16 protein-coding genes and 1 pseudogene are annotated in these 17,149 nt (G+C 25.4%); 1 reads left to right on the top strand and 16 read right to left on the bottom strand.

What is annotated here, in order from left to right; all coding sequences use genetic code 4:
* Window positions 1-211: 211 nt before the first annotated feature.
* Window positions 212-1,234, top strand: a complete 1,023-nt coding sequence (locus VY93_RS00215) for a hypothetical protein (RefSeq protein ID WP_027332492.1) — start codon at window positions 212-214, stop codon at window positions 1,232-1,234.
* Window positions 1,235-1,294: 60 nt separating this feature from the next.
* Here VY93_RS00215 and fusA (VY93_RS00220) read toward each other — a convergent pair.
* From fusA (VY93_RS00220) to dnaX, 16 genes and pseudogenes are all read right to left on the bottom strand, one after another.
* Window positions 1,295-1,976 (bottom strand): annotated as a pseudogene (gene fusA / locus VY93_RS00220) (elongation factor G); the annotation flags it as partial.
* 92 nt (window positions 1,977-2,068) lie between these two features.
* Window positions 2,069-2,437, bottom strand: coding sequence for a signal peptidase I (lepB, locus tag VY93_RS00225; protein WP_020002779.1), 369 nt, complete (start codon window positions 2,435-2,437; stop codon window positions 2,069-2,071).
* A gap of 44 nt (window positions 2,438-2,481) precedes the next feature.
* Complete coding sequence (locus VY93_RS00230) at window positions 2,482-4,698, bottom strand: ABC transporter ATP-binding protein/permease (RefSeq protein WP_020002780.1); 2,217 nt, start codon at window positions 4,696-4,698, stop codon at window positions 2,482-2,484.
* Window positions 4,699-4,783: 85 nt separating this feature from the next.
* A complete protein-coding gene (locus tag VY93_RS00235; RefSeq protein ID WP_020002781.1) occupies window positions 4,784-5,347 on the bottom strand; it encodes a hypothetical protein in 564 nt (187 codons plus the stop codon).
* Window positions 5,320-6,981, bottom strand: a complete 1,662-nt coding sequence (locus VY93_RS00240) for a hypothetical protein (RefSeq protein WP_020002782.1) — start codon at window positions 6,979-6,981, stop codon at window positions 5,320-5,322. Before VY93_RS00240 ends, VY93_RS00235 begins: the two co-directional genes overlap by 28 nt.
* Window position 6,982: 1 nt before the next feature.
* Window positions 6,983-8,074, bottom strand: coding sequence for an HAD hydrolase family protein (locus VY93_RS00245; protein ID WP_223211462.1), 1,092 nt, complete (start codon window positions 8,072-8,074; stop codon window positions 6,983-6,985).
* A gap of 42 nt (window positions 8,075-8,116) precedes the next feature.
* A complete protein-coding gene (locus VY93_RS00250; protein ID WP_026365142.1) occupies window positions 8,117-8,467 on the bottom strand; it encodes a hypothetical protein in 351 nt (116 codons plus the stop codon).
* A gap of 570 nt (window positions 8,468-9,037) precedes the next feature.
* Window positions 9,038-11,128: an elongation factor G gene (gene fusA, locus VY93_RS00255; protein ID WP_011283211.1), complete on the bottom strand. Its 2,091-nt coding sequence runs from the start codon at window positions 11,126-11,128 to the stop codon at window positions 9,038-9,040.
* A 6-nt stretch (window positions 11,129-11,134) separates the two neighbouring features.
* Window positions 11,135-11,605: a 30S ribosomal protein S7 gene (rpsG, locus tag VY93_RS00260; protein ID WP_020002848.1), complete on the bottom strand. Its 471-nt coding sequence runs from the start codon at window positions 11,603-11,605 to the stop codon at window positions 11,135-11,137.
* 33 nt (window positions 11,606-11,638) lie between these two features.
* Window positions 11,639-12,052, bottom strand: coding sequence for a 30S ribosomal protein S12 (gene rpsL, locus VY93_RS00265; RefSeq protein ID WP_011283213.1), 414 nt, complete (start codon window positions 12,050-12,052; stop codon window positions 11,639-11,641).
* A gap of 109 nt (window positions 12,053-12,161) precedes the next feature.
* Window positions 12,162-12,860 carry a 16S rRNA (cytidine(1402)-2'-O)-methyltransferase gene (rsmI, locus tag VY93_RS00270; protein ID WP_020002847.1) on the bottom strand — a complete coding sequence of 233 codons (699 nt, stop codon included), beginning with the start codon at window positions 12,858-12,860 and terminating at the stop codon, window positions 12,162-12,164.
* A complete protein-coding gene (locus VY93_RS00275; RefSeq protein WP_020002846.1) occupies window positions 12,853-13,770 on the bottom strand; it encodes a hypothetical protein in 918 nt (305 codons plus the stop codon). The genes rsmI and VY93_RS00275 overlap by 8 nt, the downstream gene beginning before the upstream one ends.
* A gap of 3 nt (window positions 13,771-13,773) precedes the next feature.
* Window positions 13,774-14,418: a dTMP kinase gene (gene tmk, locus VY93_RS00280; protein ID WP_011283216.1), complete on the bottom strand. Its 645-nt coding sequence runs from the start codon at window positions 14,416-14,418 to the stop codon at window positions 13,774-13,776.
* 7 nt (window positions 14,419-14,425) lie between these two features.
* Window positions 14,426-15,010: a recombination protein RecR gene (locus VY93_RS00285; RefSeq protein ID WP_011283217.1), complete on the bottom strand. Its 585-nt coding sequence runs from the start codon at window positions 15,008-15,010 to the stop codon at window positions 14,426-14,428.
* Window positions 15,010-15,297: a YbaB/EbfC family nucleoid-associated protein gene (locus tag VY93_RS00290; RefSeq protein ID WP_020002845.1), complete on the bottom strand. Its 288-nt coding sequence runs from the start codon at window positions 15,295-15,297 to the stop codon at window positions 15,010-15,012. Before VY93_RS00290 ends, VY93_RS00285 begins: the two co-directional genes overlap by 1 nt.
* A 9-nt stretch (window positions 15,298-15,306) precedes the next feature.
* Window positions 15,307-17,136 (bottom strand): DNA polymerase III subunit gamma/tau, encoded by a 1,830-nt coding sequence (gene dnaX / locus VY93_RS00295; protein ID WP_020002844.1) that lies wholly within the window; start codon window positions 17,134-17,136, stop codon window positions 15,307-15,309.
* Window positions 17,137-17,149 lie beyond the last annotated feature (13 nt).

Raw genomic sequence — 17,149 nt, forward strand, 5'->3', positions numbered from 1 at the left:
GAAAACACCAATAGAGATAATTTTTTGAGCTTTTTCATTTTATTCCTTTAACTTTTCTATTAATTAATTATATAACTAATTATTTTTGAATTATTTTCTTTAGTTATAGAATTAATTAATTAACAAATTATTCGTACATAATGTTTCATGTACACTTAAATTATATAATAAATACCTAAAAAATAAAAATTCAATATATAATTAAAATGCCATGACAATAAAAAATTCAAAAATGTTTTATAGAATATTTTTTAGAAAATTTAGTTTTCCTATAATTTATTGCTTAATTGTTTCAATTTTTTATTTTTCTTTTATTTTAGTTTCGTTTTTTGCTATTTACAATAACTGATCAACTGATAATCATCCTGGAAAAGTCGATTGAATTATTAAAAGTCAGCCAGGAACAATAGAAGGAATTCCAACTAGCGAAGAACAAAAAGTTTTTTATTCATTAGCTTTTTATCAACAAGGTTATTTTTTATATTTTGTTTTAATTTTTATTTATATAATTCCTGTTTCTATGTTTTCTCATTATTTAAAAATATTTTATAAAAGTGATTATTATAAAAGAATTATTTTATTAAATGGAAATAAGAAAACTTTTAGATATATTGGTCTTTATTTAGTTATTTTTTGGTTCTTAATTTTTTTAATTATTAATTTGTTAAGAATATTAGGAATGGATTATATTTTTAAATTTAATATCTGACTTCAAGATGCAAAAAAAATAAGATCAGGATTAGAACCTGATGTAGGAATAAGACTAGATCCAAATGAAATTTTTCATTATTATTCATATCAAATTCCACAAAGCCGTTTTACTGAAAATTTTAATAACAGGTTTTTAACATACATAATTGGCTGCATTAGTATTTTTATTGCTTCAATTTTATTTACATTATTTTTAACTTTTACAAGTGTATGAATAAAAATTTTATTTTTAGCAATGCTTTTTGTTTCATATGTTTTAGGAATACATTATGGTGCTGACTTTAATTTTTATTTAGAAAAAGATATAACGGTAGAATATGCAAAAAGTGTTAATTTTCTTTGATCAATTTCTCTATTAAATCCTTATGTTACATTGCCATTAATTTTCAAGTTTTATATTTCTTCAAAAGAATTTGATATTTGAATATATTTCCCTCTTATAATGCAATTTCTTTTCTTTTTAATACTTCTGGCAACAACACTTGTTATTAGAAAAAGACTCGATAGACATATTTTTCTATAAAAAAATAAGAAAAAAATGCAATTTTAGTTTTGTCTAAAGGTTGCATTTTTTTGACTTTAATTATTCTTCGTCTTTGTTTTGAATGTTACGTTTTTGATTATTTCATCTGAAATATTTTTAGGACATTTTTCATAGTGATCAAATTGCATTTGATATGTACCACGACCGCTAGTCATTGATCTAAGTTCTGTTGAATAACCAAACATTTCTGATAAAGGAACTTTAGCTCTAACGATAACAGCTCCGTCATTTCTTTGTTCTTGATCGCTTATTAATCCTCTACGACGTGATAAATCACCAATTACATCACCCCATGTGATCGCTAGGAACAACTACAGAAGCATCCATAATAGGTTCTAACAATACTGTTCCAATTAAATCTTTAGCTTTAGTTAGAGCTTTTGCAGCTGTTATTTTATAAGCTAACTCAGATGAATCGACATCATGGTATGATCCATCAAATAATGTCGCTTTAACGTCAATCATTGGATATCCGGCAAGAATTCCAATTGCCATTTTTTCTTCAAAACCTTTTTGAATTGGTTTTTATATATTCTTTAGGAATTTTTCCACTAAAAATTTTATCAACGAATTCAAATTCTTGATCTGGGTTAGGTTTAAATTTAATTCATACGTGTCCGTATTGTTCTTTCCCTCCAGATTGTTTGATGCATTTACCTTCAACATCAGCTGATTTGGTAATTGTTCCACGTTATGAAACTTGAGATGCTCTAACTTTAACTTATACAATGACATACCCTAGTTTATCGCATTTTTTAAATTTTTTATCGATTAAAAACTTGAAAATAAAATATAGGCTAACCCTATATTTTATTAAAATAATATTTTTCCAATTATTTGGTGAGAGTTTATAAAACCAAAAACTCTAGAATCATCACTAAAATTTAAATTTGTTCCTAAAACAAAAAAATGATTTTTTGGAACTATTAATTCTATATCATCACCAAAATTACCCATAAATAAACTAGTGATAAGATTATTATTTTTAATAATAATCTTATCACCTTCTTTTCCGACTATCATTTTGACTACATTAACACCATTTTGTTCAAAAATAATTATATCCTTTTGATTGTATGGGCCATATTTGAAAGCTAATTTTCATTCACCATTTTTTAATAATGGTAGCATTGAATTGCCATTAATTTTAACTAAAAAAAAGTAAAAAATAAATAAAAACAATAACTAATATTAATAAAAATAAAATAAATAAAAGTATTTTATTTTTATTTCTCTTTAAGAAGTCTATTTGTTTTTGCATAAAATTTTCTAAGAGATACAAAAAAGTATATTAAAAATGAAACAAATGAAATAGCTAATCAAAATATAAACAATGTTGTCACATTTAATAATCAATTAAATTTTAATAAAGCTAAATTATTAATCAATAATGTAAAAATTAAATAAATAGGATACATTATTAATAAAGAAAAAACAATTGAAACTAAAGTAACAAAAATAAATGAAAATAAATGATAGATTAAACTTTGTCTAGAATTCAACCCTAATAATTTTAGTAAAGCAATTTCTTTAGATTTAGAACTAACTATTAAATGTGAAAAAATAGCAACGGCAATTATTGAAATCATAAATATAGAAATAGCGAAAATAAGAATAATTTTTGTTGTATCTTTACTATTTTCAACAATCATTTTACCTAGTGAAGCAAAATTTGTATGAATTACTATTTTTGAATCTTCTTTAGCTAAATCATTGAGTAAATTTAAAGATTTTTTTAGATTTTCAGCATTATTAAAATATATTAAAAGACTATTAGGATATCCACTTATGTACTCTGAATATATTTTTTTAAAATTTTCAAATGTTTTTTTACTAAATTTAATTTTAGTATTTTCAGAATTTTTATCTATTAAAAAATTATTTAATGTTAAATCCATATCAATATGAAAATCGCTATGAATTTTATATTTTTCTCCGATATTTAACTGTTTTTTTACAGGAGATATCAATGTAAATTCATTATCGTTTAAATTTTCATCATAATCAATCATTGATGAATTTGCAATTTGTATAGCATTTTCATCATCAATATATTTTAGAATAGAAAAACTAAATTTTGAATTTTTATTTATTTCTAATGAAATTTTCTTCGTTGTCTCTGTGCTAACAAATATATTTATTTTTTCATTATTCTTTATATAGGAATAATAATTAGATAAATCTATCATATCATCATAATCAACAATACCCACAATCTTTAAAATTATTCCATTATCTATTTTTAATTCATTATTTGTGTATAAATCTAAATTATACTTTTCAGCATCTTTTTTTCAAACAATAACTTCATTTACATCTAAACTTGCTTTTCCAATAATGTTCATACTTGCTAATTTATTGGTTCAAAAACTTGAATTGTCAATCTCATTAAAATTTAGTTCTAATATTTTATCACTATTAGTTAATGCAACAATTCTTCACTCTGGATAATATGAATAGTATGAAGTTGAAGATAAATTACCAATTCTATTATTTAATTCATCAATTTTTTTAATATCAATTAAATTTGTTGAATAAGTTTGATATTTTAATTCTATAAAATCAGAATTTGTTTCTTTAAAATATTTTGTAGAAACAAATTGAGAATTATTATGCAAGGAATAAGTATTTGATAATAAAGCAGATGTTGAAGAAATAAGAAAAATCATTAAAATAAAAGAAATAATCTTTCTTTTAATTCCGGCTCAAGAAAACTTAAGTAATGGTTTATATTTATTTCAAAAATTATTTTTGCCTAAATTATTTTTTATATCATTAAATAAATACTCATTACAAGTTGGTTTGTTTTCTAATAATTCATTATTTTTTAAATCATAAATATAATCACCATATTTTTTAGCCGCTTCTAAATCATGAGAAACTACAATAATAGATCTTTTTTTCGATAAACTAGACAATATTTTAAAAATATTTTCACTATTTTTAGTATCTAAATTTCCAGTAGGTTCATCAGCTAAAATAAACTCAGATTTTCTTAATATAGCTCTTGCAATAGCAATTCTTTGCTTTTCACCACCTGATAAATTCTTCACTTTTTCATTTAATTGAATTTCTTTTATACCTAATTCATTAATTACTTTTATTATTTCTTCTTTACTTAAATTATGTCCTAAAAAATTTAATGGAAAAACTAGATTGTCTTCTACACTTAAATCTTCAAAAAGATTATAATCTTGAAAAATAAAATCTACATAATTGTTTTTTAATAAAGTTGATGGATCTATAGAGATATTATTAAAATTATATTCAATGGTTCCATCATATTCTTTATCAATGCCACCTAATACATTTAATAAAGTTGATTTTCCAACGCCAGAAGGACCTATTATAAAAGTTAATTTATTTATTGGTATTTCTAAATTTATATTTGAGAAAATCTTTTTATCATTGATTTTTTTGTTTAAGTTAAATATTTTAATCATAAATTAATTATTTATTTAAATTCAAAGCATTAGGAAACATACTTTTTATACTCATAGGAATTATCAGTCATAGAATCAACAATAACTACTTTATTCTTTTCTTTAAAAAGGGATTTGTAGAAATACCAACATAGCTTCATGATCATATGCGTCCAGAATATGAATAATGTACACTACTTGTATTTGTGTCTTCAAAAACATAACTAAAACTTCTTCCTTTTTCGGTTGGATTAGAAGATATTCCTAAACTTGCCTCTAAACCGCTAGATTGACTAATATCAATTGAAGAAGATACACTTGGTCTACCACTACCTTCAACTCATGTCTCTACTCCTAAAACAACTCTATTAGGTAAAGTACTATCAAATAAAACTCTTTCTACTCTTGCTTCAGCAACCCCTCTTCAAAATACTTCATCACTACTTCAAAAATAGTCTCTCGCTCAAACCCTACCATCATGAGAAGTTTTATAATCATTTACATCTACATGTTTCTCACCCTTTTGTATTCAAATCATTTCTGTTTTCTTACCAAAAAATGCATTTGCCTCTTTCTTATTAACTGTAGATGCTATTATTGCACTTGGCGCAACAATCATAGCTGATAAAATTCCAAAACTTGCTAAAAATTTTTTAAACTTTGATTTCATTTATTTATTATTAAAGAATATAAATCAAATAAATTATCAATATCGTTTAATAACACATCTTTTTCTTCACTTATTATATTAAACAAAAAATTATATTTATTAATAAAATTGAATTTTTTTGATAATTCTTTTCAATTAACTTCAACATCTAAAAAAGTTGCTAAATTCTTAAATAATATTAAAAATTTTATATCTTCTATAATGTCATTCCTATTAATTATTTTTTCTATTTCTCTTATTAATGATTGAGAAACTTCAATTTCGAGATTACTATCTATTTTTTTTAAAAGAAATAAATTCGCAACGTTAAGTAAAATGTTGAAAATATTTTTGTCTTGTTTTAAATTATTTAATAGAACGTTTCTTATAATATCTTTTTTGTTAAATAACAAATTATTTTCAATTTTTATTTTTAAAATAAAAAATAGATTAATTAATTTATTTAAGTCTCAAAACATATCATTTTTATTTAAAATAAAATCTAAATAATTATCTATTGATTTTTCAACTAATGAAATATCACTTTCTTTAAATAAAGTATAAGAATATGCAATAAAAAAATCTCAATCATAAAAAACATTTATTTTTTCTAAATATTTTTCAAAAAACATTCTTTTATTCTCATTATCAATAGAATTGAATTCTTCTTTAAAAAAAGTATAAAACATAAAAATATTTCTAGGTTCCATCTTATTTAATATATTGTTGAATATATTACTATATTTATTTTTTATAATAACTACAATATCTTCTTTGGTTTTAAAATCATAAAACTTAAATATTTTCAAAAACTCTCATATGAATTCTAATTGCGAAACGCTTAAATTTTCTACTGATTCTATCTCTTTTAAAATCTCATTTTCTATCTCGCTTAAATATTTTTCTTCTTCTGAATTTAATGATTTATCATTTAAAATTAATTTTATTTTTAAAATAAACTCTAAACTTCTTTTTATTTCATATTCATCTTTTGTTTCTCTAATTCATTTTAAAAGATAGTTTTTAAGATAATTTAATTTGTTTAAAAAATCAAATTCATTAAGTATATTTTTAAGACCCAATTCTTTTAATGCAACATAAATTTTTATATTCATATTTGCTATATCATTTATCGTTATTCCTCCAAAGTTTTTAATAGTAAAAAAATTATTTTTATCATCTAAATTCTTTGATAAATAACTTTTAATATCATTTATAAAACTTTCTTTTTTCATATTTTCATTAAAAGAAAATGTATATAAATAATTGTCAAATATAACAATCGGTACTTTTGATAAATCACTAAATGTAAATAATTTAAACATTTCTTTTTCTATGCTATTTTTTTGAAATAATGATTTTTTATAAAGATTCACAATATAATAATGTGATTCAATGTTTTTTGGTATTTTTCTATTATAAAAAATAGTCATTTTTTCATCACTATATAAATGATTATTCAATATTTCTGCTTGTTTTTTGGACAATTCATTACTTAAAACATTTATTTTCTCTAAATTAGACACATCTTTAACCGGAATTTTATACATAGAATCTTTTTTTCTATTAAGTAAATAATATGTTAATCCAGCTAATGTAGCAGAAGCGGAAATTGATCCAATTGATCAAAGTAAATATTTTGTAATTTTCTTCATTTTAAAAACAATACTTTTTAATTGTATTGATTATACCTTCATCTTTATTATTAAATTCACTAACAATATTTGCTAGTTTTTTAAACTCTTCTGATCCATTTTTCATTGAAATCACTTCATCAAGTTGTCCAACAGCAGTAGAATCATTCATTGAATCACCAATATGAACTGTTTTAACCTTTGAATTATTAATTAATGTGGCAAAAAGTTTTTTAGTAATTCCTTTTGAAACTTTTGCATCTGTAATTTCAATGAAATTATCATTAGGTCCCGATTTAGTAATGTGAATTTGACTTTGATATTTTTCACTTCAAGTTTTGAAAAGTTTTCTTGAAACATTGCTTTTAAAATGTCAAATTAACATTCTAAATACTTTTGATTCAATTTCAAAATCATTATTTGCAAATTGTAAGTTGTAAAAGAAATTTGCTTGTTTTTTAATTTCTTCATTTGAACAATAACTAATTTCAGTATCTTTAAAATTAATAAGAGCAACTGCTCCACTTGCTCTGAATTGCTTAGAAATATTATCAAACACATCTGAATTAATTGGCTTGGCAAAAATTTCTACATCATTAAAAACAATTTGTGCACCATTACCTAAAATATAATTTTTAGATCCAAGTTCATCAACAATTAATTTAGTTTCTCAATTTAATCCACGTCCTGTCGAAGGTACATATAAAGTATTTAAATTAATTAAGTGCCCTAAGAAATCTCTAACTTTTTGTGTTGATGAACTTCTTCCATTAATATGAGTATCAAGTGTTGTTCCGTCAAGATCTAAAAATAAAACTTGTTCAATTTGCTTTTTATTTAAGTTGTTTAAATAAACAACCAAGTTGTAAAAATCTTCTAATTTTGTTAAGAAATATTTAATATTAATTGGAATTTCATTTTTAGCTATTGCTCAAGTGCAAATAAAAAAGTAAGCCACAAGTTTTTCGTTTAAATACTCATATAAATTGACATCTTTGTATTGTAAAAGAAGTTCTGTTTCATTTTCAACACTTAAATCAGTAGCACAAACAAAAAGAGCTAAGTCAAAATATTTATTACCCATTGAAGCATATTCTCAATCAACAAAATACACTTTTTCTTCATCTGTTAATAAAATGTTTGAAAATATAAATCATTATGAATGGGTGTGCTTAAATCTGAATTTTTTAAGTCTATTAGATAATAATATTCAACTTTTTTGCACAATATCATTTAATCTATCTAATTTTTTAATATTTTCTAAAAATGCTTCTAATCTTTTGTGCATAAAGTTTTCTTGAAATTTTAAATCTGAGCTATGAAGTTGTTTTAAATTATTAGCAACTTCCTTAATAATTGAATCATTAAATTTAAATTTATTATTTGCAATAAATTCTCACCTTATAAATTTTTTATCGCTACCTAAAAATTTAGGTACAAAATTAAGTTTATTTAATAAATCATAATTAACATTATGATTAAAACCATTTAGGATTTTTTCTTGCACAAATTCTGCATCATTTTTATAAGAAATATTGATATATCCTTTTTTAATTAACTCAATATTAAATCCTTTGAAATTACTTTGATTTTTTTCATTATATTAAATAATTAACTTTTTTTACAAATATCACTATATTTGTGTGAAAAAAATCAAAAACATAATTCGTTTTTGATTTTGCTATTATTTTCTTTTCATTGTTGGGAATAAAAGAAATGGCGAAGTGCAAAAAATTAAAATTAATAAATTTTTAGATGCTTTGAAATTCATAATTGTCACACAAAAATAGTAAATGATGAAGTAGTATCAGAAATTACAAATAATTTAGTTCCTTAGCACAAAGAGTTAAACAAAATTTATAGTGATTTTACAACATACTAGAGAAATAGTTCTAGTAATTTTTAAGGCAAAAAACGAATACAACTATACCGTAGATGTATTCGTTTTTTAAAAGATTGTAACTTGGAAACTCAAGATGTAGCCTGTATATGTATTGTTATTTAAGATTAGCACTTTATGTGTTTTTTTATCAAATTTTTGAAGAAAAAATCACCCATAGGGTGACTTTATAAATTATTATTCTTCGTCTTTGTTTTGAATGTTACGTTTTTTGATTATTTCATCTGAAATATTTTTAGGACATTTTTCATAGTGATCAAATTGCATTTGATATGTACCACGACCGCTAGTCATTGATCTAAGTTCTGTTGAATAACCAAACATTTCTGATAAAGGAACTTTAGCTCTAACGATAACAGCTCCGTCATTTCTTTGTTCTTGATCGCTTATTAATCCTCTACGACGTGATAAATCACCAATTACATCACCCATGTGATCGCTAGGAACAACTACAGAAACATCCATAATAGGCTCTAACAATACTGTTCCAATTAAATCTTTAGCTTTAGTTAGAGCTTTTGAAGCTGCTATTTTATAAGCTAACTCAGATGAATCGACATCATGGTATGATCCATCAAATAATGTCGCTTTAACGTCAATCATTGGATATCCGGCAAGAATTCCAACTGCCATTTTTTCTTCAAGACCTTTTTGAATTGGTTTTATATATTCTTTTGGAATTTTTCCGCCAACTATTTTATCTATAAATTCAAAACCTTGATCGTGGTTAGGTTCAAATTTAAGTCATACATGACCATATTGACCTTTTCCACCTGATTGTTTAATGTGTTTACCTTCAACTTCAGCTGATTTGGTAATTGTTTCACGATATGAAACTTGAGGCGCACCAACTTTTACTTTAACACCGAATTCTCTTTTTAGACGGTCAACAATAATATCAAGGTGAAGCTCACCCATACCTGAAATAATTGTTTGACCAGTTTCTTCATCGGTATATGTTCTAAAAGTAGGATCTTCTGCAGATAATTTTTGAAGACCTAGTGAAAGTTTTTCGTTAGCTGCTTTACTTTCAGGTTCAAGTGCTTGAGAGATAACTGGTTCAGGGAATACCATTTTCTCTAAAACAACTTTAGGTGATTTTTCACCAACTAGAGTATCTCCAGTTGTGGTGAATTTAAGTCCAACAGCGGCAGCGATATCTCCAGCTCTACATTCGTCGATTTCTACACGGTTATTAGCGTGCATTTGTAGAATACGTCCGATACGCTCTTTTTGTTCTTTAGTTGAGTTATATACGTAGCTTCCTTTTTCTAAAACTCCACGATATACTCTAAAGAATGTAAGTGATCCAACAAAAGGATCGGTCATAACTTTGAAAGCCAGCGCTGCAAATTCACCATCGTCGGTAGCCACAACATCTGTTTCTTGGTCATTTAAATAAGCTTTAATTGGTGGAATATCTAAAGGTGAAGGTAGATAATCAACTACCGCGTCAATCATTTTCTTAACACCTTTGTTTTTAAATGATGTTCCACAAACAACTGGGAAGAATTCACTTGTTAAAGTTGCTTTACGAATTGTGTTTTTAAAGGTATCGATATCTACATCTGCACCTTCTAAAACCATCATCATAACTTCTTCGTCAAAGTTAGCTGCAGCTTCTAATAATTCTTGACGTTTTGCTTTAGCTACGTCTAGTAAATCAGTAGGAATTTCCATTGGGAATTCTTCTTCTGCAGATTCTCCATTATAAGTAGTTGCAGTCATGGTAACTAAATCGATAATTCCATTGAAATTAGATTCAGATCCTATAGGTCATTGAATGGCAACAGCGTTACCTCCAAGACGTGATTTAACAGAAGCAACTGCAGCTTCAAAGTCAGCTCCAGCTTTATCCATTTTATTAACATAAACAATTCTAGGAACTTTATAGTTTGTAGCTTGTCTTCAAACTGTTTCGGTTTGAGGTTCTACTCCTGATTGAGCATCTAAAACCGCAACGGCACCATCTAAAACTCTTAAAGAACGTTCAACTTCAACTGTAAAGTCAACGTGTCCTGGGGTATCGATTATGTTAATTCTTTTATTTTTTCAATAAGCAGTGGTTGCTGCTGAAGTAATGGTAATTCCACGTTCTTTTTCTTGTTCCATTCAATCCATTTGTGAAACACCATCATGAGTTTCTCCAATTTTATGGATTTTACCAGTGTGGTAAAGAATTCTTTCAGTAGTAGTGGTTTTACCGGCATCGATATGAGCCATAATTCCGATATTACGGTAATCTTTTAAATCGTAATCTCTTGCCATGCTCGCCTATCATCTAAAATGAGCAAAGGCTTTATTAGCTTCTGCCATTTTATGAGTATCTTCACGTTTTTTAATAGCACCACCGGTTTTATTTGCAGCATCGATAATTTCGTTAGCTAAACGAAGGTCCATGCTTTTATCATTTCTTAAACGTGCATATTGCACAAGTCATCTAAGAGATAATGTTTGTTTTCTTCTTTTAGAAACTTCAGTTGGAACTTGGTAGTTTGTTCCACCAATTCTTCTTGTTCTAATTTCAAGTTGTGGAGTAATGTTTTCAACAGCTTGAGTGAAAACTTGCATTGGATCTTTTTTTGTTTTTTCTTTGACAAGATCAAATGCAGAATATAAAATATCTTGCGCAATTGATTTTTTACCATCAAGCATAATGGTATTAATTAACTTAGTAACAACTACTGAGTTAAAAATTGGATCAGCAAGTACTTCGCGAACTTTTGCAGATTTTTTTCTTGACATTTTACCTTTCTTAGTTTTTATTTTTATTAATTATTATTTTTTGTCTTTTTTGGTTCCGTATAAACTACGACCTTGTTTACGGTTATTTACTCCAGCAACGTCTTGAGTACCTCTAACGATATGGTATCTAACCCCAGGAAGGTCTTTAACACGACCACCACGAATTAAAACAACAGAGTGTTCTTGAATGTTGTGTTTTTCACCTGGAATATAAGCAGTAACTTCCATACCATTTGAAAGCTTAACACGGGCAAATTTACGAAGAGCTGAGTTAGGCTTTTTAGGTGTCATTGTTGCCACACGAGTACATACACCACGTTTAAATGGTGATGGCATTTTTTTAGATCTTTTAATTAATGAGTTGTAACTTCAGCTTAATGCAGGAGCATTTTGTTTTTGAACTTTTGAAGTACGTCCACGATTAACTAATTGATTAGTTGTAGGCATATTTATCCTTTCTAAATTTATTATGTTTGGTTAAGATTTACATATTATACAACAACATGGCCTAGAGTATCACAAAAATTTATAAAAAAATATCAACGTTTTATATGCGTTAATATTTAGAAATTTTTGCCTTTTTAACCTTAGGAATATGAAGCACTAAAGTAAATTCTCCTAAGATTTCTGAATTAGTTTTTAAAGTATTTAATACCTCTATCGCTGATCCATGATATGTTTTTTCAAACTTTTTAGTTAGCTCTCTAGAAAGTGAAATTTTTTCATTTCCATTAAATACTAAATTTATATCTTCTAGCGTTTTTTCAATTTTATGTGGCGATACAAAAAAAATATAAGTTCCTTGAGTTAAGTTTTTCAAATAATTAACTCTTTGGTTGGTTTTATCTTTGATAAATCCACAAAATGTAAATGTATCTGAAAAATTAGATAAAACAAAAGCACTTGTTACTGCCGAAACTCCTGGAATTAGCTCGATTTGAATATTATTTTCTTTACAAAGCTTTATTAAATCAAAACCAGGATCTGAAATTAAAGGCATTCCAGCATCGGAAACAAGTGCAATGTCATTACCTTGCAAAATTAAATCAACTAATCCTTTAGCAGAAGATTTTTCATTAAATTTATTATGAGAAAATAACTTCTTACCTTCAATTTGATAATGCTTTAATAATTTATAAGTAACTCTAGTATCTTCACAAGCTATAATTGAAACTTCTTTAAGTTTATTTAAAGCTCTTAAAGTGATGTCTTCTAAATTACCAATTGGTGTTCCGATTAAATAAAGTTTACTCATATAAAGATAGTATATTTAAAATCAAGTTTTGCTTATTTAAATAATAGTTACTATTTCTTAAATTATTATTTAAATAAGTATCTATATAAGTTATAACTAAATAAAAAGATATTTCTGCATCTTTATAATTTTCAAATAACCCAAAAAGACTTTTAAAATACTTATTTTCTTCTGTTTTTTTATTTTGAAAAATTTCTATTTTTGCAAATAGAATTAAAAACTCAATTACAAATTCACTTTTAATTGAATTTTTTTCAATATGCTCATTTAAAAATGAAGCAAGTTTATAAATGTTTTCATATAGCGCAAAATCTAAAACTTCAATAAATTTTTGCGTAAAATCTTTGTAAGATTTACTATTAAATTCATCGGCTTGATAAAAACTTTTTGCTAAATATGAAATAAAAAATTCAAATTCATCAAATTTTTTATCACTAGATAAATGCGATAGTATTTGATCTTGGCTTACCTTTGAAACGTTAATTACAAAAGCTCTAGAAATTATTGTAGGAAGAAGTTTAAATAAATATTTACTTGTAAAAATAAAGTAAATATTATCGCTAGGCTCTTCAATTGTTTTAAGAATTGCATTTAAAACAACATTAGATGTTTTTTCTAAATTATTAATAATCAAAAATGATTTTTCATCACTATTTTTAAATGAAAATTTTTCAATAGCAGATAAAAAATCTTCTTTTTTTAGTATTTCATCACTATTATCAAAATAAATAATATTTTCAGGAAGATCTTCTAGTGAATTCAAACTTTGATTATTATTAATTGAATTTAAAAATTCTAAAATATCTTCTTTAGATACTTCTTGATGATTACCATTAAGTAAAAAAAAGTGATGCAAAGTATTTTGCATGGCTTTTTCTTTTAAAGAAGATAATATTTTTAAATCGATCATAGCTTACTTTAAAAATTTTACAAAATCTTTATGTTTAACTAAGTAATTAAAAATAAAATCTACAATTTCGTTAACTGGTTTTGTAGCGTCTACTACTACAAAACGGTTTTCTTTGTTATTTTTTATTATTTCTAAATAACCCTCATAAACTCTATTATGAAATGATAAATCTTCTAGCTCTAGTCTATCGTTAATTAAATTATTTTCACTTCTTCTTTTTCTAGTTTCAAATGGAGAAATATCAAAGAAAAAAGTTAAATTTGGAATAGTCTTTCCTACAGCAAGCTCGGTTAAAGTTTTGGTAAATTCCATTCCTAGATTTCTACCATAACCTTGATATGCGTAAAAGCTATCGTAGTATCTATCACAGAAAACTATTTTATTTTGAGCTAGCGCTGGAAGAATAACTTTGTCAATGTGAATTCTTCTGCTGGTAGTATATAAGAGCGCTTCTGTGATTGGAGAAAATTCTAAATCAGAATCAAGAATCATTTCACGAATCTTTTCTGATTCTTTTATATCTTTACCACCTGGTTCTCTAGTTAGTACGTAATCTAAAAATTTAAAATTATCTTTTAATTTTTTAAGTAATTCGTTTATAACAGTAGTTTTTCCACTACCATCAAGACCTTCAAAAGTGATAAACATTTCTCTCCTATTTTTGACGATTTTTTATTGAAAATTTTAAAGTGATTTCATCCATGTAATCAATTGAAGCTCCAATTGGAATTCCAATAGCAAGCTGCGATGAATTAATTTGAAATTTTTCAAATTCTTTTCTTATTAAGTTAGTTGTAACTTCGCCTTCTAGCGTTGGCGAAATTCCAAAAATTACTTCTTCAAAATTTTTGCAATACTTTAAAAGTTTGGATAAATCTAAATAAAATTTATCAAGTGATTTTTCATTTTTAACTAAGTTTTTGAAAACGAAATATTTGCCTTTAAATAAAGAAAGCTTTTCAAGCTTTTCTATTATTAGTGGATTTTCAACTACCAATAATTTATTTTCACGGCTAGTGTCATTGCAAATATAACAATTATTATTTTCTTGTGGAATATTACAAAAACTGCAAAAAGAAATATTATCTTTAAGTTTTTTAAAGTAATTAGAAAGCTCGTAGATTTCATCGTCTTTTGAATATAAAATTCAAGCGACGATTTTTTCAGCTTGCTTTCTACTTATTCCTGGGATTTTTCTAATTTTTGTAATAAATTCTTCGATTAATGATAAGTTAAACATTAAACTGAAAGTCCGCCAGGAAGTTGTGGAGATAGTTTATCGATTTCTTCGTTTACTAAATCAATGGCTTCATTTAATGTAAGTGAAATTAAATCCTCTAAAAGTTCTTTATCTTCAGGATCAATTAAAGCTTCATCAATTTTTAAACTTTTTAATTTAAAAGTTCCAAGCATAACTAAAGTAATTCCTTGTTTTTCAACAACAAATTCTTTTTTTTCGATTTCTTTTTGTTTTACTTCGTATTCTGCTTGAATTTTACGCATTCTTTTTAGAAATTCTGCATTCATTTTTACTTCCTAACCAAATTTATTAAATATTAAATCTTCTAAATTCTTTTTAAAAACTAAATTGTTTTCAGTTTTTAAATTATCTTTTTCTATTTTATCAAAAGCTAAGTTCTCAAAATTCTCATTTAAGTCTTTTTTAGCCGCCATAAGTTCATTTTTAAGTGATGAAGAAATGAAAAAGATGTGCTTGTATCCGCCAAAGGCTAGTTCTGAAAAATTTTGAAGAAAATAAGAATAATTATTATTATTTAAACTATCTGTTATTTCTTTTAATTTTTTAGGTGAATAAGGCTTATATTTTTCAGAAGCCGGATCGTTTTTAATGTTAAAAACGATGTAACTATCACTAGATGCCACTACTTGTAGCCTATCGATCATTTCTGATTTAAAGTATTGAAATTCTTGAAGCGCGCTATCTTTTACAGAATGTCAAAAATCTTTAAGTTGAAATTCGTGTCTTTTAATTAAATCTTTATCTTTTTGTTTATTTATAAAAATAGCTCAAGTTGCAAAATTTAAATCAATTTCTTTAGCAAGCTTTACCTGCGCTTTAGGCTCATCTTTTTCATCTTCACCTAAATAACCTAAATCAATTTCAAATGGGTTAACTATATTGATAGTGTCACTTGATTCTTTAGTTGAAGAGCTAGTTTTATTTTCAAAAAGATTGATTTTAATTTCTTTTTTAGCTTTGTTTTCTTTTGTTTCTTTTTGAAGCTCTTTAATTGATGAAAGAAAATCTTGTTTGAATTGCTTTTCTTCGTTTTGCATTGCTATAAAATCGTTTTCATCAAGAAGTTTTAAAAAGCTAACTTCTATTATTTCAAAAGGATATTCAGTTCTTTTTACGTTTATTAATAAATCATATAAAGATGAAGAAACTCGATAAGCAAAGCTATCGTTTATTTTTAAATCATTTAATTCTTTTTCAGAATAATAATTTAAAAATGAATCATCACCAGTTTTTCTAAATAGTAAATATTCTTTAACAAGTGATATTAAATTTAATACAAATAAAAACGGATCAATTCCTCAAAGTTTTAAGTCGTTAAGTTTTTTTAAAACATCGCTAATGTTTTTTGAATACAAATCATTAAGAACTTGAATTATTTCATCGTTAGACGCTATTCCAAAGTTTTTTCTAACTGATTCTTTGGTTATATTGTTATTTTCAAAATTTGAAATTTGTTCAGCAATAGTTAGTGCGTCTCTTAGGCCTCCGCTTGAAAGCTGAGCGATTAGCATGAGCGCTTCTTTTTCAAATGAAATATTTTCTTTATTTAATATATCTTCAAGTTGGGCTACTATTTGTTTTTCAGAGATTCTTCTAAAGTTAAAACTTTGAACTCTTGAAAGGATAGTAATTGGAACCTTTTGCACGTCAGTGGTTGCTAAAACAAAAATTACATAAGAAGGCGGTTCTTCTAAGGTTTTTAAAAGAGCATTAAATGCACTTTTACTTAGCATGTGCACTTCGTCGATTATATAAATTTTGTATTTAGATTCAAATGGAAGCTGATCAACATTTTCTTTTAAATTTCTAATTTCATCAACACCTGTATTTGATGCAGCATCCATTTCGATAATATCACCGCTATTTTGATTGAGGCAGCTTTCGCAGATTTGACTTCTAACTTCGCTATGGCTGCAATTTAGCGCTTTTGCAAAAACTCTAGCTGTTGAAGTTTTCCCAGTTCCTTTAGGCCCTGCAAATAAAAAAGCGTGCGCTATTTTTTCTGAAGAAATTACATTATCAAGGGTTTGAATAATGTGATCTTGACCGATAATTTCGTGAAAATTTTGAGGACGATATTTTCTGTATAAAGATTTGTATTTCATAGTTAAGTTAATT

The sequence above is a fragment of the Mycoplasmopsis synoviae ATCC 25204 genome, assembly GCF_000969765.1.
GTDB classification, from domain to species: Bacteria; Bacillota_I; Bacilli_A; order Mycoplasmatales; family Metamycoplasmataceae; genus Mycoplasmopsis; species Mycoplasmopsis synoviae.